Origin of the sequence: Streptomyces sp. NPDC059828 (assembly GCF_042731955.1) — a bacterium.
Lineage (GTDB): Bacteria > Actinomycetota > Actinomycetes > Streptomycetales > Streptomycetaceae > Streptomyces.
Genome location: NZ_JBHWIW010000055.1, coordinates 1 through 17,255, shown reverse-complemented (window position 1 = coordinate 17,255; position 17,255 = coordinate 1). Strand labels below are relative to the sequence as shown.

Genomic DNA, 17,255 nt, shown 5'->3' with positions numbered 1-17,255 from the left:
TGCCGCAGCGTGCTGACGGCGAGGCCACTGGTCTGCGAGAACTGCCTGATCGGCAGCAGGTTTGTCCTGTCCGCGAGCGAGACTGTGCCGTCTCGGATGACCTGAGGGTCAAGCGAGGGGCGGTGGCCCGGTGCGGCGCCGGCGGTTCAGTTCAGCATCGACCGTGCCGCGTTGGCCCGCTGTCTGATGGTCGCCGCCGCGGTGGGCTCGACCGCCGCGACGATGTCGGCGTACGCGTCCATCTCCGCCGCACCCGCGAGGAAATCCCCGCGCTGGACGAGGAGCTGGGCGCGCTCGAAGCGGAGCCTGGCCGGGTGGGTGGGGAGCAGCAGCGAGAGTTCGACGGCCCACAGGGCCACGTCCGTGCGTTCCGGGCGGGCGGCGGACCAGGCGCGGATGTTGTTGAGGATGCGCAGCACGATCTGCAGGGGCCCGGCGGGCACCAGCATCGAGGGGACGAGCGGCTCGCCGGTCGCCCCGGCCACGAGCAGCTCGGCGTCCGCGCCGGTGAGCAGCCGGCCCCCTGCGAAGGGGTCGGCGAGCACCGGCTCCGACGGGTCGCCGAAGCCGACCACGAAGTGGCCGGGCAGGGCCACCCCGTACGCCGGTGCGCCCGCGCGGCGTGCGACCTCCAGCCAGACGACGGAGAGCAGGATGGGCAGCCCGCGCCGCCGCCGCAGGACCTCGGGCAGCAGGGACGACTCCAGGCGCTCGTAACAGCCGGGGGTGCCGCGGAAGCCGCAGCGCTCGCCGAGCAGCGAGGCCAGCGCCGCAACCCACGCCTCCGGCTCCCGGAGGCCGTAGGGCAGCAGGCCCGCGAGCCGGTCCAGCTCGATGTGGGCCACGTCAAGACCGGTCTCGTCAAAGGCGGGATCCGCCTCCGCCCCTACCAGCAGGCACAGCGTCGCGAGATCGGGCCGCTCGGAGCGTGCCTCGTCGGCGAACCGGCTGCGCCACGGGGTGGCCTCGGGCTGTGGCGGGTGCATACGCGTCTCGTACCCGTTCAGGAAGATCAGGAGCAGCGGAAATGGTGATAGAGGTGATGGACCGCAAAGCCCATCCCCTCGTACATCGCGCGGGCACCGTCGTTGTCGCTCTCGACCTGGAGCCAGGCCGCCGAGGCACCCTCCTCCAGGGCCCGGCGCGCCAGCGCCGTCATCACGGACTTCGCCAGCCCCTGCCTGCGGCGAGCCGGGTCGACCTCCACCGCCATGAACCCCGCCCAGCGTCCGTCGACCACACACCGGCCGATGGCCGCAGGCACCTCGGACTCGCCCGGCACGGTGGCGAACCACACCGACGGCCCGCTCGACAGCACCGACCGCACATGGGGCCCGGGCACACCGGATCGGTGGTAGCGGCGCAGCCAGCCCTCGCCGGCGCCGCCCGCGTCGTCGATCGACCGGTCCAGCCGCACCCGGGACACATCGGCGTCCAGATCGCCGACGGGCGCGAGACCGCCCACCCGCAGCTCCGCCGACACCTCACGCTCCCAGCCGCGGCGCTCCAGCTCCACGCAGAGTGCCTCCTGGGTGCCGTCTCCTCCGGTCGCCGTCTGGATGTACGCGGGCAGGTCGCGCGCCCCGTACCAGGCCCGCACCCGCTCCAGCGCGTCGTCCAGCGGCATGCCCGGGTCACCCAGGGGCAGCACCGAGTTCGCCCGCCGGGTGAACCCTGACGAGGCCCGCAGCAGCCACCCGCCGAGCGGTTCGCTCTCGACCGGCTGCCAAGCACGCGCCGAGATCCGTGCAAGCTCTTCGAAAGAGGCTGCCGGGAGCCCGCGTCTGCGCGCCGGAACCGAAGGGATGACCTTGCCCGCGACCAGCGAAGATTCCAGGATCCGGACGGATTCCCCGGTCCTTCGTGTGATCACCAGCACACCGTCGTCCCACGATATGAGAACCCCGACCGTGTCGGTGAACTTCGCGTCAGCCTCACCGGCCTCGGCGAGCCGTCGTACGGATACTCGTTTTCCCACGTCAAAAGGGGTGATACGGACCTCCCAAGGTCCGCTTGCAGTGAATTCCACAGCTCGGTCCGCCCCTCCTGTTCGGATCATCCCCAGGAACGGAGATACTAGGTGCGGGCATCGACGACGCCGCGCTCCCGCGCAGCCCCGCGGCGAGCCGCAGACCGGACGCCGCGCCCTACGGAGGAGGAACGACAGCGTGACCTACGTCATTGCGCAGCCTTGTGTGGACGTCAAGGACAAGGCGTGCATCGAGGAGTGCCCCGTCGACTGCATCTACGAGGGCCAGCGGTCCTTGTACATCCACCCGGACGAATGCGTCGACTGTGGTGCTTGCGAGCCGGTCTGCCCGGTCGAGGCGATCTTCTACGAGGACGACACTCCTGAGGAGTGGAAGGACTACTACAAGGCGAACGTCGAGTTCTTCGACGAGCTCGGTTCGCCCGGTGGCGCCTCCAAGCTGGGCCTGATCGAGCGGGACCACCCCTTCATCGCCGCTCTGCCTCCGCAGAACGGCTGATAGTTCGATCCCGGTCCCGTACGGTGCGTCCGCCGTACGGGACCGTGGCGTTTACGGGCGGCCACCGGCGTCCGCGCGCCCGTGCCCACCCGTGCGAAAGCGAGAAATCGAGAAAGTGAGCACCGTGTCCGCAGTCTCCTCGCGTCTCCCCGCCTTCCCCTGGGACAAGCTGGAGCCGTACAAGGCGACCGCCACCGCCCATCCCGGCGGCATCGTCGACCTCTCGGTCGGCACACCCGTCGATCCGGTGCCGGCCATCGTCCAGCAGGCCCTGATCGCCGCCGCCGACTCGCCCGGCTATCCGACGGTGTGGGGCACGACCGCGCTGCGGGACGCCCTGGTGGGCTGGTGCGAGCGGCGGCTCGGCGCGGTGTCGTTCGCCCACCCGAACGTGCTTCCGGTGGTGGGGTCCAAGGAGCTGGTGGCCTGGCTTCCGACGCAGCTCGGTCTCGGTGCCGGTGACAAGGTCGCCTACCCGCGCCTGGCCTATCCGACCTACGAGGTCGGCGCCAGGCTGTGCGGGGCGGCGCCCGTCGTCTACGACGACCCCACGGAGCTGGACCCCGCCGGGCTGAAGCTGCTGTGGCTGAACTCGCCGTCCAACCCGACGGGACGGGTCCTGTCCAAGGACGAGCTGACCCGCATCGTCACCTGGGCGCGCGAGCACCGTGTGCTGGTCTTCAGCGACGAGTGCTATCTGGAGCTGGGCTGGGAGACGGAGCCGGTCTCCGTGCTCCACCCGGACGTCTGCGGAGGGACGTACGAGGGCATCGTCTCCGTCCACTCGCTGTCCAAGCGCTCGAACCTCGCGGGCTACCGCGCCGCGTTCATCGCCGGTGACGCGGCGGTGCTCGGCGAACTGCTGGGGATCCGCAAGCACGGCGGCATGATGACGCCCGCGCCGGTGCAGGCGGCGACCGTCGCCGCGCTCGGCGACGACGTCCATGTCAGGGAGCAGCGGGCGCGGTACGCGGCGCGGCGGGCTGCGCTGCGTGAGGCACTGCTGGGGCACGGCTTCCGGATCGAGCACAGTGAGGCCAGCCTCTATCTGTGGGCGACGCGCGACGAACCCTGCTGGGACACCGTCGCCCACTTGGCCGAGCTGGGCATCCTCGTGGCGCCCGGGGACTTCTACGGAGCGGCCGGGGAACGCTTTGTGCGGGTCGCCTTCACGGCGACGGACGAGCGTGTCGAGATGGCGGTCAAGCGGCTGGGCTGAGTGGCGGCACCACGCCGGTGTACGGCCGGGACGGTCCGGGTGTGAGGCGGACGGACGGGGCCCCGGGGAGCACGTGTGACGCTGTGCTCCCGGGGGCCCCTTCCGTGTGCGCCCGAGGTCGGCGCTCGCGACTACTGGGCCGGCAGCGTGTGCGCCGGAAGGACGTCTCCCGGAAGCGTGTTGGCCGGAAGCGTGTTGGCCGGGAGGGTGTCGACGGGCAGCGCGGTCATCGGAAGCGGGGTGGCGGGGACCGCGTTCGCCGGGATCGGGGTGGCGGGCAGCGGGGTGGCCGTCAGCGTGTCGGTGGGCAGCGCCTGAGCCGGGAGCGTGTGGGCGGGGATGGGCGTGGTCGCCATCGGGTCCGCGGGGAGGGCGTCGGCGGGCAGGGTGGTCCCCGCGGCCGGCACACCAGCGGCCAGAGTCCCGGCCGCGGGCAGGCCGTGCTGGTTCGACGTGGCCTGGTCCAGCGCGGTCGTCGCGGAGTCGACGGTCTGCCCGGCCGTCTCCTCGGCGGCAGGAGCGCTGCCGCGGGCCGCCTGGGTGAAGGTGCCGCTCGCGACGGGCAGGGCCGTGCCGACCAGCTTCCCGCCGGCCTCCGTGGCCGTCGTGGCCGCCTTCTGCGCCGTACCGTCCGTGGCGTCGCCGACCGCGACGCCGTCGAGCTGGGTCAGGCCACCGCCCAGGTCGTGGGTGGGCGCGAGGTCCACGGCGCTCGCGGAGCCGGCCGCACCGACCACGGGAGCTGCGCCGGCCGCGACGAGCAGCGCGGCACGGGCGATCCGGCGGGTCAGGGGGAGGGACATGGTGCTCCTTCGACGAGAACGTTTGGTGTTGCCTGTCCGGCGATCGGACGCCATGACAACCGCTCGTGGGCCCGGGATGGTTGCGGTACCCGAAGGTAAAGAGTCGGTAATGCATCGCATAATCAGCTGTGGACAAAAACGGGCGAACAACGCCCGTTCCGACAGTCCGCTGAACCGTCACTTCCCTGTCGTGACAAGGGAAGCGGCGGGTTGCGTCGAACGTCGCCGAACGAGTCCCAGGAGGGCCACCCGGCACGGCAGGGGTGACCACTTCCGGGCGATGCCCCGGACGTGTGCCCGACCACGCGTGCAGGCCTGTCCGGCCCATCCGGACTGTCCGCCTCGCGTCCTGACCGGCCTGTCCGGCCGTGTTCAGTCCTGCCGGGCGGTCCGGCCGCCCGGACCGTCCCCGGGACCGTCAGGGCTACCGGCCGACCCGGATCCTGACCTCGCCGGTGCCGCCCGGGCCCTGCCCCACCTGCTGCCAGCCGTCGTACGCCTCGTCCGCGCTCCAGACCCGGTCCCCGTAGGAGATCTCCGCGATGCGCAGCTCGTCCGCCTGGGCCACCGCCCAGTGCGCCAGCTCCCAGCCCCGCCGCGCCTTCGCCGACTCGGAGTCCCCGCCCGCCGCCCTGGTGACCGGCACCCTCAGCTCGCCCCCCGCCCCGGCCCCTTTCGCGTGCGGGGCAGCGGCGCGGCCCGAACCCGTGGCCGGGGGCAGCACACCGTTGCCGAAGGCCCGGGTCAGCGCGACGCGTACCTTCGCCGGGTCACCGGCCCCCGGCTGCTGCCCCGTGGTGCAGGTCAGCGCGGCCGAGGCGCGTCCGGTGAGGGCCGCCGCCAGCAGCGCGGCATCCGGCTCGTGCTTGGCGTACGCCTGGGGGTACCCGCTGCGCTGGACCTGCTGGGCGGCATCGGTCAGGGGGAGCTTCGCATAGTCCGGCACCTCGTCGAGGTGCTCGTAGAACTTCCCGGCGGAGTAGACCGGGTCGAGGATCTGCCGCGGGGTTCCCCAGCCCATCGACGGCCGCTGCTGGAACAGCCCGAGCGAGTCCCGGTCGCCATAGCTGATGTTGAGCAGCGTGGACTCCTGGAGGGCCGTCGCCAGGGCGATGGTCACCGCGCGCTCCGGCATCCCGCGGGTGGTGCCGACGGCGGAGATCGTGGCGGCGTTCGCGGCCATCTCCGGGGTCAGCTCGAAGGAGGTCTCCGAGTCGGGGCCGCCGGCGGAACGCACCACGCATCCCGGTGCGCCCGTGCCCTTGCTCACGTACTGCATGACCACATACGCGACGAGCGCCAGCAGCACGGCGAACGCGGCGGCGACGCGCACCAGGCGGCCACGCCGGACGGGGGAGGCGGTCGAGGCGATCTCGGTCACGCGCCCACGGTACCGGCCCGGGCCGCATGCCCCTCCAGGAACGGGGACGAGGGCAACGTTAGGGTCGGGGCATGCCCGAAACCGCGCTTGATCTCAGCCTGGACGGCCCGGCACTGACCGCCCGCCTCGTCGACTTCCCCTCGGTCAGCGGGAACGAGAAGCCCCTCGCCGACGCGATCGAGGAGGCACTGCGCCCGCTGCCGCACCTCACCGTCGACCGGCACGGCAACAACGTCGTGGCGCGTACGCGGCTGGGCCGGGCCGAGCGGGTCGTGCTCGCCGGACATATCGACACCGTGCCGATCGCCGACAACGTCCCCTCCCGGCTGGACGAGAACGGTGTGCTCTGGGGCTGCGGCACATCGGACATGAAGTCGGGCGTGGCCGTGCAGCTGCGGATCGCCGCGACCGTGCCCGCACCCAACCGCGACCTCACCTTCGTCTTCTACGACAACGAGGAGGTCGCCGCACACCTCAACGGACTCGGGCGTGTGGCCGAGGCGCACCCCGACTGGCTCGAGGGCGACTTCGCCGTCCTGCTGGAGCCGTCCGACGCCCAGGTCGAGGGCGGTTGCCAGGGGACGCTGCGGGTCCATCTGCGGCTGACCGGAGAGCGCGCGCACTCCGCGCGCAGCTGGATGGGCGCCAACGCGATCCACGCGGCGGGGCCCGTGCTCGCCCGGCTCGCCGCATACGAGCCGCGGCGCCCGGTGATCGACGGACTCGAATACCGCGAGGGCCTCAACGCCGTGGGCATCGAGGGTGGTGTCGCGACCAACGTCATCCCCGACGCGTGCACCGTGGTGGTCAACTACCGCTACGCCCCGGACCGAGGCATGGCGGAGGCGGAGGCCCATGTGCGCGAGGTCTTCGCGGACTGCGGTGTCGCCGAGTTCGTCGTCGACGATCACACCGGCGGTGCGCTGCCGGGGCTCTCGCACCCGGCGGCCGTCGCGTTCATGACGGCCGTGGGCGGCACGGCCCAGCCCAAGTTCGGCTGGACGGACGTGTCGCGGTTCAGTGCGCTGGGCGTACCCGCGGTGAACTACGGGCCGGGAGACGCGCTCCTCGCCCACAAGCGGGACGAGCATGTGGCCACGGAAAGGATCACGCACTGCGAGGAGCGGCTGCGGAGCTGGCTCACCGCCTGAACCCCGGCTTCTGTGGATCTCCCTGTCCGACCTGTGGAATTTCGCTCTTGTCCACCTCCGTGGACCTACGCTGACCAGGAACGAGCATGCAGCGGAGGGAGCAGGTCATGGGCAATCCCGAGGAAGCAGGGCGACCGGAGGAGCAGCGGACCGGGCCGGTACTGCGCCGCAGGGACCAGATCCAGCCCGGCACCACGGACCAGCGTCTGCTGGACACCGAGGGTGACTCCGAGTGGGTGCACACCGACCCCTGGCGGGTCATGCGCATCCAGTCGGAGTTCGTGGAGGGCTTCGGTGCCCTCGCCGAACTGCCGAGCGCGATCAGTGTCTTCGGCTCGGCTCGGACCGCCGCCGGCAGCCCCGAGTACGAGGCGGGAGTCCGTATCGGCAGGGCGCTCGTCGACGCCGGCTTCGCGGTGATCACCGGTGGCGGCCCGGGGGCGATGGAGGCCGCGAACAAGGGTGCGAGGGAGGCCCGCGGGGTCTCCGTCGGCCTCGGTATCGAGCTGCCCTTCGAGCAGGGCCTCAACCCGCATGTCGACATCGGGGTGAACTTCCGCTACTTCTTCGTCCGCAAGACGATGTTCGTGAAGTACGCACAGGGGTTCGTCGTGCTGCCCGGTGGCCTCGGCACCCTGGACGAGCTGTTCGAGGCCCTCACCCTCGTCCAGACCGGAAAGGTGACCCGTTTCCCGATCGTGCTCTTCGGCTCGGCCTACTGGAACGGGCTGGTCGACTGGCTGCGGGACACCGTGGTCGCGCAGGGCAAGGCGTCCGAGCACGATCTGCTGCTGTTCCATGTCACGGATGACGTGGACGAGGCGGTCGCGCTGGTCACCAAGGAGACGGGCCCGCCCGTCCCGGCGCCCTTCGAGGGGTACGAGGCCTGACGGGCACCATGACGCGGCACGCGGTACGAGGCTGAGGCGCGAGCCTGCCCGGCTGCCGCGCCCTCCGGCCGCGGCAGCCGGGTGCTGCCCGCCGGCTCAGGCCAGCCCGCGGCGGGCCACGGCCGGTGGCCGGTGCCCGGCGATGGAGGCGACCATGTCCAGCACCTGGCGGGTCTCCGCCACCTCATGGACGCGGTAGACCTGAGCGCCCAGCCACGCCGAGACGGCCGTGGTCGCGAGGGTGCCGATCAGTCGCTCCTTGACCGGGCGGTCGAGGGTCTCGCCCACGAAGTCCTTGTTGGACAGCGACACCAGCACCGGCCAGCCCGTCCCGGCCATCTCACCGAGGCGCCGGGTCGCCTCCAGCGAATGCCGGGTGTTCTTCCCGAAGTCGTGGCCGGGGTCGATGAGGATGGCGTCCCTGCGCACCCCGAGCCCCGCTGCCCGTTCCGCGAGACCCGTCGTCACCCGCAGGATGTCCGCCATCACATCGTCGTACGCGATCCGGTGCGGCCGGGTCCTCGGCTCGGCCCCTCCGGCGTGCGTGCAGACCAGACCCACGTCATAGCGGGCGGCCACCTCGGCCAGCTTCGGGTCCACCCCGCCCCAGGCGTCGTTGAGCAGGTCAGCGCCCGCCTCGCAGACCGCGGCACCCACATCGTGCCGCCAGGTGTCCACGCTGATCACCACATCGGGGAAGCGACGGCGGACCTCGGCGACGAAGCCGACCGTGCGGCGGGCCTCCTCCTCGGCCGACACCTCCTCGCCGGGACCGGCCTTGACGCCTCCGATGTCGACGATGGCGGCGCCCTCCGACACCGCCTGCTCGACGCGGGCGAGCGCCGGCTCGTCCCGGAACGTGGCGCCCTGGTCGTAGAAGGAGTCCGGGGTCCGGTTCACGATCGCCATGATCACCGGTTCACGCGCACCGAATTCGCGCCGGCCCAGCCGCAGATTTCCGCTGCGCATCCCGTGTTTCCTCCTCTTTCCTCCCCGCGTTCCGTCGCCTGCGACCTTAACTGTCGGTGGCGCATGGCACGATCGGCAGCAGACGGTTTCCTGCTCCGGGGAGAGGCGCGCTGTGTTCTGGTTCTTGCTGATCGCGATGGTCGTGGTCGTCGCCGCGGTCACGCTCGCGATGGTCGGCGGCGGGGGGAACGAGGTCCTTCCGGAAGCGGCGCCCGAGCAGCTCGTGGACCCGCTGCCGGTGACACGTCCCGTGGGACCCGCCGACATCGAGGCGCTGCGACTGCCCCTGGCGCCCCGGGGGTACCGGATGGCCGATGTCGACGACGTGCTCGACCGCCTGGGAGCCGAGCTCGCCGAGCGCGACGCGCGGATCTCCGAGCTGGAGTCCGCGCTGGCCGGCCGGCAGCAGGAGGGCGGCATGTGGGACAAGCGCCCGCAGCCCGGGCCGGGCGGGGAGCAGGACGGATGAGCGGAGGCGCGATCGCGGGCCCCGACGGGCGGCTGCGCTGCCCCTGGGGCCTGTCGACCCCGGACTATGTCGCGTACCACGACGAGGAATGGGGCCGCCCGGTCCACGGGGACGACGCCCTGTTCGAGCGGCTCTGCCTGGAGGCGTTCCAGTCCGGGCTCTCGTGGATCACGATTCTGCGCCGCCGGGAGACCTTCCGTCTGGCCTTCGACGGCTTCCGTGTCGCCTCGGTCGCGGCCTTCACCGCAGCCGACCGGGACCGGCTGCTCGCCGACCCCGGGATCATCCGCAACCGCGCCAAGGTCGAGGCGACCCTCGCCAATGCGCGGGTCCTGGCGGAATGGGCCCCAGGCGAGCTGGACACGCTGATCTGGTCGTTCGCCCCCGACCCCGCGACCCGGTCGGCGCCGCGAACCCTGGCGGATGTACCGGCCGTCACGGACGAGTCCAAGGCCCTCTCCAAGGACCTCAAGAAGCGCGGGCTCCGTTTCGTCGGCCCCACCACCGCGTACGCCCTGATGCAGGCCTGTGGGCTGGTCGACGACCACCTGGCCGACTGCGCCGCGAGAGGGGCGTAGCCGGCCGGTGCGGGGCGTGTCCAAGAGCCACCCCCGCACCCGCCGGGGGTCCTCAGCGGCCCAGGTACTTCGGCTTCTCCTTGTTCAGGAACGCCTGCACCGCGATCCCGTGGTCCTCCGAGGCCCCCGCCCGGCTCTGGACCTCGTCTTCCTTCTCCAGCGTCTCGGCCAGCGAGTGCGAGGCGCCGAACGCCAGGGACTCCTTGATGGCCGCGTACGCGAGCGTCGGGCCCTCTGCCAGTGCCTGGGCGACCGACGCGGCCTCGGCCGCGAGCTGGTCCGCGGGGACGAGACGGTTCGCGATGCCCAGGTCGTAGGCTTCCTGCGCCGAGATCGACCGAGGGAAGAGCAGCAGGTCGGCCGCGCGGCTCGCGCCGATCAGGCGGGGCAGGGTCCAGGAGACCCCCGAGTCGGCGGTGAGCGCGACCCCGGCGAAGGCGGTGGTGAACTTCGCCGAGTCGGCGACGACCCGGTAGTCCGCGGCCAGCGCGAAACCGAAGCCCGCTCCGGCAGCGACCCCGTTCACCCCGGCGACCACCGGCTTCGGCATCTCGGTGAGCGCCCGCACGATGGGGTTGTAGTGCTCACGCACCGTGCTCATGGTGTGGCGGGTGCCCGACTGCTTGTCGGACATCAGCAGCGTGACGTGCTCCTTGAGGTCCTGGCCCACACAGAAGGCCTTGCCGGTGGCGGTCAGCAGCACCGCCCGGACGGCGGTGTCATCGGCCGCGGCGCGCAGGCTGTCCCGGAGTGCCTCCTTGGCCTCGACGTTCATCGCGTTCATGGCCTCGGGCCGGTTGATCGTGATGGTGGCGAGTCCGTCGTGCACCTCGTACAGCACGGTGTCGGCCATGGTCGTGTCCCCTTCGCGGCTGGGTTTCGGCTCGGTGTTGTCGTCGTGTGGGTCGTGTCGAGCCCAGCATGGCGGAGATCGTCCGGGCCGGACATACGCACCGGTATGTGACCTGCGTCAAAGGGAGCGCCGGAGAAAATGTGCCTCCGGTGACGGCGCGGTGGCGAAGTATCGCAGGCGGATCCCCGAATTGGGTGGTTTTGCGAAAGCGCGTTGCGCAAGCGATGCAGACCGATGTTGGTCATCGGGTCCCGCCATGCGGGATAATGGCCGGGAAGCAATGTGTTCGATGCCGGTGACGTGTGCCCACCCAGGGGGCCGTCGGTGACGATGAGCTGGTTTCAGGAAGGGGAACGAGCATGGCGGCCATGAAGCCGCGGACGGGCGACGGCCCGCTCGAGGTGACCAAGGAGGGGCGGGGCATCGTCATGCGCGTTCCGCTCGAAGGCGGCGGTCGGCTCGTGGTCGAGCTGACCCCGGACGAGGCAGACGCCCTTGGTGACGCCCTCAAGAAGGTCGTCGGCTGACGCGGAAGCGCCCGCACCCTTCTGTGTTCACGCAATGCCCCGGCACGGTCCGACCGTGCCGGGGCATTGCCATGACCGGCCTCGGTGCGCGGCCACCGCGCCGGGCGCTGCTACCCGCGCCGTACCGCGCACAGCAGTCCGTCACCCACTGGCAGTAGCGACGGCAGTAGTTCCTGGCTCTCCCTGACCGTCCTCAGCAGCTCCCGCATCCGCAGCACATCGATCGGCTGTGCCGCTGCGTCGACCGTGCGGCCATCGGCGAAAGCCCCTTCGAAGCACACAAGACCCCCAGGTCGCAGCAGGCGCAACGATTCAGCTAGGTAGTCCAGCAGCTCCAGCCGGTCGCCGTCGCAGAAGACGAGGTCGTATCCGCCGTCGGCGAGCCGGGGCAGCACATCCAGCGCACGTCCGGGGATGAAGCGCGCCCGGTTGCCGGCGAAGCCCGCGGCGCGGAACGCCTCCCGGGCGAACTGCTGCCGCTCCGGTACCGGGTCCACGGTGGTCAGTACGCCGTCGGGCCGCATGCCCTGCAGGAGGTAGATCCCGGAGACACCCGTACCCGTGCCGATCTCGGCCACCGCCTTGGCGTCGGCCGTCGCGGCCAGCAGTCGCAGGGCGGCGCCGGTACCTGGAGACACCGAGGGCAGCTCCACGTCCCGGGCCCGCTCACGGGCCCAGCGCAGCGCTTCGTCCTCGGCGACAAAGGCGTCGGCGAACGCCCAGCTCGTCTGCCGGTTGGCGGTAATGGCCCTCTCCTGTTCCCGTAGTTGGCGCAACGGTGACTGTATCCGCTATGCCCGGGAACCCGCAGATGGGACCGGGCGTTATGTAGGGGCACAGGCGAGGCGTGGAGAGGCGGAAGGAACGCGCGGGCGACCACCCACCGTTCTCAAATTCGCGTAAAGATTCTTATCCGGAGCTAACGGGCGAGGTGGCTATGGTAGGGGCTCCACTGGACACCACCAGAGCCGACAGGGGAGGTGCGGCTGCGCCTGTGGATCGGAAAGGGTTGCTGCGGCGGCTGCTCCGGTCGGCGGGTGAGCCGAAATCCGTGATCAACACCGCTGACGACGCCCGCTCCGGCCAGGCCGACTCCGTACCCACCGCGACGTTCGCACCGATGGCGGAATCGACCGCGTGGACCCCTCCCACCTGGGAGGACATCGTCAGTACGCACAGCGGCCGCGTCTACCGCCTCGCCTACCGTCTGACCGGAAACCAGCATGACGCGGAGGACCTCACCCAGGAGGTCTTCGTCCGGGTCTTCCGTTCCCTGTCCACGTACACGCCCGGGACGTTCGAGGGCTGGCTGCACCGCATCACGACGAATCTCTTCCTGGACATGGTCCGCCGCAAGCAGCGGATCCGCTTCGACGCGCTCGGCGACGATGCGGCCGAGCGGCTGCCCAGCCGGGAGCCGTCCCCACAGCAGGTCTTCCACGACACCCACTTCGACGCCGATGTGCAGCAGGCGCTGGACACCCTCGCGCCGGAGTTCCGCGCGGCCGTGGTGCTGTGCGACATCGAGGGACTCTCGTACGAGGAGATCGCGGCCACGCTCGGCGTCAAGCTGGGCACCGTCCGCAGCCGTATCCACCGCGGGCGCTCCCATCTGCGCAAGGCGCTCCAGCACCGCTCCCCGGAGGCCCGGGCCGAGCAGCGCACCCCCGCGGGAGTGGCGGCCGCGGCGACAGCGGCTGGGGAGGTCGGTTCGCAGTGAGCGGCATCGGTCCGTCCCCCGCGGAGCAGCATCTGGGGGACCGGCTCGCCGCTCTGATCGACGGCGAGCTGAAACATGACACGCGTGACCGGGTGCTCGCGCATCTGGCGACATGTCCCAAGTGCAAGGCCGAGGCCGATGCGCAGCGCCGCCTCAAGAGCGTGTTCGCGGCGACCGCACCTCCGCCGCCGTCCGAAGGGTTCCTCGCCCGCCTGCAGGGCTTGCCGGGCGGGCCGCCCGGAGGGCAGCCCGCCGATGACAACGACCATGGTGGAACCTTCGGCGGAGGGCGCCTCCCCGAGGGCGTCTTCGGCATGACCCCGGAGAGCTTCGGGTACGCACCGGGCCATGGCTCCCGCTCCCGTTCCGACTCCGGCTTCCGGATCCACGACGTGGGGCGGCAGGAAGCCGAGCGGTCGGTGTGGCGTGGCCGGAGGTTCGCGCTGACGGCGGCCAGCGCGGTGTCGTTCGCGGCGATCGCGCTGGGCGGGACACTGCCGATGGGCCCTTCCGGCGATGGCACGGCCCGCGGAGACGGCCGGGGGAACAACGTCACCCCGCAGCGGAGCGTGACACCCGCCCAGGTGTCGGGCACGGACGGACGGCGCCGCGGCGGCGGCGCGGCGCAGCAGGCGACCGGTGCGGGCTCAGCGTCCCTGGCGCCGGTGCGGCCCCTGTCCCAGCCCCTTGTGCCCTCGCACTTGTTCAGCCCCACGCCACCGGCACTCATACGACCCGTGGACTCCGTCTACCAGCTCGCGGACGCCCGCGGGCCGGCATCGTCCGCCTCCCCGCATCCCACCCGGCTCGTCGCGCCCCGCAGCCGCTGACGCCCTCCCCGGGCAGCTCCCACCCGGTCTCCGGGCCGCCCGCACTGTGTGACGCCATCCGCAAACCTGGTTGAATCCAGGGTGGGGTGCCCGGCGGGGCGCAAGGACGAGCGGTTGCGGGGAAGAGCATGGAGCACGGGAAGCAGACGGGTCCGAAGCCGAAGTGGTGGAGCCGACCCGGTGATGCCACCCCGGAGCCCGGCCTGCTGGATACGGTTCCGGCCCCTGCTGACGCGCTTCCCGTGGACGATCAGGCCGAGTACACCCTCGCGGCGCCAGGTCCCGCGCCCCTGACCGCCGAGGCGCCCACGGTGCCCGCTCCCAGGGCGGGTGAGCCCGCCGAGGCCCTGGGCCCAGACACTTCGGGCCCAGACACCTCCGGCTCAGTCGCCCCGGGTGCCGACGGCCCCGGTCTCGATGCCCCGGCCCCCACCATCCCGGCCCAGGCCACCGGCGTGCACCCGCTGCACGAGCCCGACGAGTACCGCACTCCTCCCTACGGTGGCCCCGGGCCCTGGGCTCCTGCCCCGCCGGTCCAGCGACCGCCCGGCACCCCGGCGCACGGCACCGCCGTACCCCCGCAGCCACCTGCAGCCGACGGATATGCCCCGCCCGCGCCGCCCGCGCCTGCGCCCGCTCCGGTGCCCGCGCCCGCCGCCGCACAGCCGCCGCAGTGGGGGCAGTACGACCCCTGGAGCGCGCCCGGCACGGCCACACTGAGCCAGACCGGTGAGCCCCCGAAGAAGAAGCCACGCAGGGGCGCCGGAATCGCCGTGCTGCTTGCGTTCGGGCTGGTCACCGGGATCGCCGGGGGAGCCGTCGGCGCCTACCTGGAGCGCAACGGGGGCGGCATCACGGCACTGGAGCTGCCTCAGGCCGCCGCCGAAAACTCCGGACGGGCCCCCGACAGCGTCGCGGGCATCGCGGCCAGTGCCCTCCCCGGGGTCGTCACGCTGCATGTGTCCGGAAGCAGCGAGCAGGGCACCGGCACGGGCTTCGTGCTCGACACTCAGGGCCACATCCTCACCAACAACCACGTCGTCGCCCCGGCCGGCAGCTCGGGCAAGATCAGCGTCACTTTCAGCGGCGGCGAGACGGCCGAGGCCAAGCTGATCGGCAAGGACAGCGGTTATGACCTCGCGGTCGTGAAGGTCAGCGGGGTGTCCGGCCTCAAGCCGCTGCCCCTCGGCAACTCCGACAGTGTCCGGGTCGGCGATCCGGTCGTGGCCATCGGCGCCCCCTTCGACCTCCAGAACACCGTCACGGCCGGAATCATCAGCGCCAAGGAGCGCCCCATCACCGCAGGGGGTGAGAAGGGCGACGGCAGCGACGTCAGCTATGTCGACGCGCTCCAGACGGACGCCCCCATCAACCCCGGCAACTCCGGCGGGCCGCTCGTGGACACCAAGGCCCGGGTGATCGGCATCAACAGCGCCATCAGGGCGGCCGGCAGCGGTACCGGTTCCGAGGGCGAGGGGGGCCAGGCCGGCTCCATCGGCCTGGGTTTCGCCATCCCCATCAACCAGGGCAAGCGGGTCGCCGAAGAGCTCATCAACAAGGGCAAGGCCACCCACCCCGTGATCGGTGTCAGCCTCGACATGCAGTACACGGGCGACGGCGCCCGGATCGGCGACAAGGGCAAGGGCGACACCCCGTCCGTCACCCCCGGTGGCCCCGCCGCCAAGGCCGGTGTCCGCCCCGGGGATGTGATCACCAAGGTGGACGGCCAGCGGGTGCACAACGGCGAGGAGCTCATCGTCAAGATCCGGGCCCACCGGCCGGGCGACGCGCTGGAGCTCACCGTGCTGCGCGGCGGCAAGGAGCAGACGAGGACGCTGACCCTCGGTTCGTCCAGCGGTACGTAACGGACACCTCGGAGGTACCGCCCCGACAGATTTGCCGGGTACCGTGGACCCGGCCGCATGTGTGGTGGTCAGGCGGGACACGGAGAACGCGAACACAAGGAGCAGCAGGTGTTCAATGACATAGGCCCACTCGAGCTCGTCACGCTCGTGGTCCTCGCCGTGCTCGTCTTCGGCCCGGACAAGCTGCCGAAGGTCGTCCAGGACGTCTCGCGATTCATCCGCAAGGTCCGGGAGTTCTCCGACAACGCCAAGCACGACATCCGTCGGGAACTCGGCCCGGAGTTCAAGGACTTCGACTTCGAGGACCTCAACCCGAAGGCGTACCTCCGCAAGCAGCTCGAGAACGACGACCTCAAGGAAATCCGCAGCAGCTTCGATTTCCGGCAGGATCTGAACGATGTCGCCGACGCGGTGAACGGCAAGGAGCCCAGCGCTTCCACCCCGGCCGCCGTGAACGGCTCGCCGGGCACAGGTGACCGGCTCAGGAAGCGCGAAACGGTCGACACGGGCGAGCGCCCGCCGTTCGACGCGGACGCCACCTGAGTCATCCCGGGCGGTGCGAGAACCCCCGTCAGTCCACGCGCCTGAATGGGGAGACCCCATGCGCCGGACGCCTCGAGCCGCGCCTTTCGGGCGGACGGCACTGGTTCCTGAAACACGGACCAGTGCCATCAATCCCGGCGAGCCGGTGCGGGGTGGCTATCCTCCATCTGTCCGGGAAACGAGGACGCCCGAGGGGGGCGGGCCACTCCGGACCCTGGTGAACGAGGAGGCGGCCGGATAGATGGAGACGACGAGTCGGGTAGGGGCGGCGCAGAGCACGCCCGGTGCATCCACCGCTGAGGAGGTGCCCGCGGCCCGGCGCACGGTCGACGGCTATCTGCGCGCACCGTTCCCGTGGTACGGACTGGACGAGGCCTTCAGCGGGCCGCGCTGGCTGATCCAGGTCGGCGCAGCCGCCGACGGGACGGTGCAGCACGGGTCCATGGGCCATGGCGACGAGCCGACGATAAAGTCCGACGCCACCACCGCCGAGAAGGAACGCTTCGCTGTGGTCGTGACGGTCGCCGCGAGCCCGGTGCGGCGCACCGGCGACGGCACGGGCGTCCTGGACGCCACCACGGTGTCGTCCGCAGCATGGCTGGCCGGCTCGGGGCTGTTGGCCTACACCTGGCCCGGGCAGTTGGACCACGTCCTGCGGGACGACTGGCTCAGCCAGCAGACCGAGACGGCGTTCGAGCTGGCGGACGACCTGGCGGGTCCGGCCTGGTCGGAGCTGTCGCTGCCTGTGGACGGGGTGCCGATGCCCTTCCACTACCGCGAGTCGGAGTTCGGCTGGGTGCTGGCCGGGTCGTCGGAGAACGGCGTGCACATCGGCGCGTTCGGGCGCGGGATGAGCGCGTACGGGCTCGGCTTCTCGGTGGTGCGGGACCTCGGGCCGTACACGTAGGCGGACCGGACCCCGGACCCGGATACGCGGCGAGGGGCACCGTTCCACCGGAACGGTGCCC

General features: G+C 71.5%; 19 protein-coding genes. 12 read left to right on the top strand and 7 right to left on the bottom strand.

Annotated features, from left to right (window positions below; all coding sequences use genetic code 11):
* Window positions 1-146: 146 nt before the first annotated feature.
* Together ACFV6V_RS26755 and ACFV6V_RS26750 are read right to left on the bottom strand one after the other, a co-directional pair.
* Window positions 147-986, bottom strand: a complete 840-nt coding sequence (locus ACFV6V_RS26755; protein ID WP_385569747.1) for a tetratricopeptide repeat protein — start codon at window positions 984-986, stop codon at window positions 147-149.
* A gap of 26 nt (window positions 987-1,012) precedes the next feature.
* Window positions 1,013-2,029 carry a GNAT family N-acetyltransferase gene (locus tag ACFV6V_RS26750; RefSeq protein WP_385569745.1) on the bottom strand — a complete coding sequence of 339 codons (1,017 nt, stop codon included), beginning with the start codon at window positions 2,027-2,029 and terminating at the stop codon, window positions 1,013-1,015.
* 139 nt (window positions 2,030-2,168) lie between these two features.
* On the opposite strand from ACFV6V_RS26750, the gene fdxA reads away from it, so the two are divergent.
* Together fdxA and dapC are read left to right on the top strand one after the other, a co-directional pair.
* Window positions 2,169-2,489 carry a ferredoxin gene (fdxA, locus tag ACFV6V_RS26745; protein WP_010474859.1) on the top strand — a complete coding sequence of 107 codons (321 nt, stop codon included), beginning with the start codon at window positions 2,169-2,171 and terminating at the stop codon, window positions 2,487-2,489.
* Window positions 2,490-2,613: 124 nt separating this feature from the next.
* Window positions 2,614-3,708, top strand: coding sequence for a succinyldiaminopimelate transaminase (dapC, locus tag ACFV6V_RS26740; protein WP_385569743.1), 1,095 nt, complete (start codon window positions 2,614-2,616; stop codon window positions 3,706-3,708).
* A gap of 131 nt (window positions 3,709-3,839) precedes the next feature.
* Here dapC and ACFV6V_RS26735 read toward each other — a convergent pair whose 3' ends face one another.
* Window positions 3,840-4,511, bottom strand: a complete 672-nt coding sequence (locus ACFV6V_RS26735) for an ATP-binding protein (RefSeq protein WP_385569742.1) — start codon at window positions 4,509-4,511, stop codon at window positions 3,840-3,842.
* A 424-nt stretch (window positions 4,512-4,935) separates the two neighbouring features.
* The gene (locus ACFV6V_RS26730; protein WP_385569739.1) at window positions 4,936-5,892 is read right to left on the bottom strand and encodes a hypothetical protein; all 957 of its coding nucleotides are present in this window, start codon (window positions 5,890-5,892) and stop codon (window positions 4,936-4,938) included.
* A gap of 71 nt (window positions 5,893-5,963) precedes the next feature.
* Between ACFV6V_RS26730 and dapE the strand changes: the two genes are divergently transcribed.
* Window positions 5,964-7,043 carry a succinyl-diaminopimelate desuccinylase gene (gene dapE, locus ACFV6V_RS26725; protein WP_385569736.1) on the top strand — a complete coding sequence of 360 codons (1,080 nt, stop codon included), beginning with the start codon at window positions 5,964-5,966 and terminating at the stop codon, window positions 7,041-7,043.
* A 107-nt stretch (window positions 7,044-7,150) separates the two neighbouring features.
* The gene (locus ACFV6V_RS26720) at window positions 7,151-7,933 is read left to right on the top strand and encodes a TIGR00730 family Rossman fold protein (RefSeq protein WP_385569811.1); all 783 of its coding nucleotides are present in this window, start codon (window positions 7,151-7,153) and stop codon (window positions 7,931-7,933) included.
* A gap of 96 nt (window positions 7,934-8,029) precedes the next feature.
* On the opposite strand, the gene folP is transcribed toward ACFV6V_RS26720, so the two are convergent.
* Window positions 8,030-8,902: a dihydropteroate synthase gene (gene folP / locus ACFV6V_RS26715; RefSeq protein ID WP_385569733.1), complete on the bottom strand. Its 873-nt coding sequence runs from the start codon at window positions 8,900-8,902 to the stop codon at window positions 8,030-8,032.
* A gap of 112 nt (window positions 8,903-9,014) precedes the next feature.
* Between folP and ACFV6V_RS26710 the strand changes: the two genes are divergently transcribed.
* Both ACFV6V_RS26710 and ACFV6V_RS26705 read left to right on the top strand, forming a co-directional pair.
* Window positions 9,015-9,371, top strand: a complete 357-nt coding sequence (locus ACFV6V_RS26710) for a DivIVA domain-containing protein (RefSeq protein WP_385569730.1) — start codon at window positions 9,015-9,017, stop codon at window positions 9,369-9,371.
* The gene (locus tag ACFV6V_RS26705; RefSeq protein ID WP_385569728.1) at window positions 9,368-9,949 is read left to right on the top strand and encodes a DNA-3-methyladenine glycosylase I; all 582 of its coding nucleotides are present in this window, start codon (window positions 9,368-9,370) and stop codon (window positions 9,947-9,949) included. The genes ACFV6V_RS26710 and ACFV6V_RS26705 overlap by 4 nt, the downstream gene beginning before the upstream one ends.
* A 52-nt stretch (window positions 9,950-10,001) precedes the next feature.
* Here ACFV6V_RS26705 and ACFV6V_RS26700 read toward each other — a convergent pair whose 3' ends face one another.
* Window positions 10,002-10,802, bottom strand: coding sequence for an enoyl-CoA hydratase/isomerase family protein (locus tag ACFV6V_RS26700; protein ID WP_385569725.1), 801 nt, complete (start codon window positions 10,800-10,802; stop codon window positions 10,002-10,004).
* Between the two features lie 359 nt (window positions 10,803-11,161).
* On the opposite strand from ACFV6V_RS26700, the gene ACFV6V_RS26695 reads away from it, so the two are divergent.
* Complete coding sequence (locus ACFV6V_RS26695) at window positions 11,162-11,329, top strand: DUF3117 domain-containing protein (RefSeq protein WP_003966491.1); 168 nt, start codon at window positions 11,162-11,164, stop codon at window positions 11,327-11,329.
* Window positions 11,330-11,439: 110 nt separating this feature from the next.
* Here the strand turns inward: ACFV6V_RS26695 and ACFV6V_RS26690 are convergent, their stop codons facing one another.
* On the bottom strand, window positions 11,440-12,105 hold the full coding sequence (locus ACFV6V_RS26690; RefSeq protein ID WP_385569723.1) for an O-methyltransferase: 666 nt from the start codon (window positions 12,103-12,105) through the stop codon (window positions 11,440-11,442).
* A 161-nt stretch (window positions 12,106-12,266) separates the two neighbouring features.
* Here ACFV6V_RS26690 and sigE point away from each other — a divergent pair, with 161 nt between their 5' ends.
* The 5 genes from sigE to ACFV6V_RS26665 all read left to right on the top strand — a co-directional run bounded on the left by sigE (window position 12,267) and on the right by ACFV6V_RS26665 (window position 17,194).
* Window positions 12,267-13,049 (top strand): RNA polymerase sigma factor SigE, encoded by a 783-nt coding sequence (gene sigE / locus ACFV6V_RS26685; RefSeq protein ID WP_385569720.1) that lies wholly within the window; start codon window positions 12,267-12,269, stop codon window positions 13,047-13,049.
* Window positions 13,046-13,879 (top strand): anti-sigma factor family protein, encoded by an 834-nt coding sequence (locus ACFV6V_RS26680; protein ID WP_385569717.1) that lies wholly within the window; start codon window positions 13,046-13,048, stop codon window positions 13,877-13,879. The genes sigE and ACFV6V_RS26680 overlap by 4 nt, the downstream gene beginning before the upstream one ends.
* Window positions 13,880-14,007: 128 nt before the next feature.
* Window positions 14,008-15,744 carry a trypsin-like peptidase domain-containing protein gene (locus tag ACFV6V_RS26675; protein WP_385569716.1) on the top strand — a complete coding sequence of 579 codons (1,737 nt, stop codon included), beginning with the start codon at window positions 14,008-14,010 and terminating at the stop codon, window positions 15,742-15,744.
* A 108-nt stretch (window positions 15,745-15,852) separates the two neighbouring features.
* Window positions 15,853-16,287 carry a sec-independent translocase gene (locus ACFV6V_RS26670; protein WP_385569713.1) on the top strand — a complete coding sequence of 145 codons (435 nt, stop codon included), beginning with the start codon at window positions 15,853-15,855 and terminating at the stop codon, window positions 16,285-16,287.
* Window positions 16,288-16,528: 241 nt separating this feature from the next.
* The gene (locus ACFV6V_RS26665) at window positions 16,529-17,194 is read left to right on the top strand and encodes a hypothetical protein (RefSeq protein WP_385569711.1); all 666 of its coding nucleotides are present in this window, start codon (window positions 16,529-16,531) and stop codon (window positions 17,192-17,194) included.
* Window positions 17,195-17,255 lie beyond the last annotated feature (61 nt).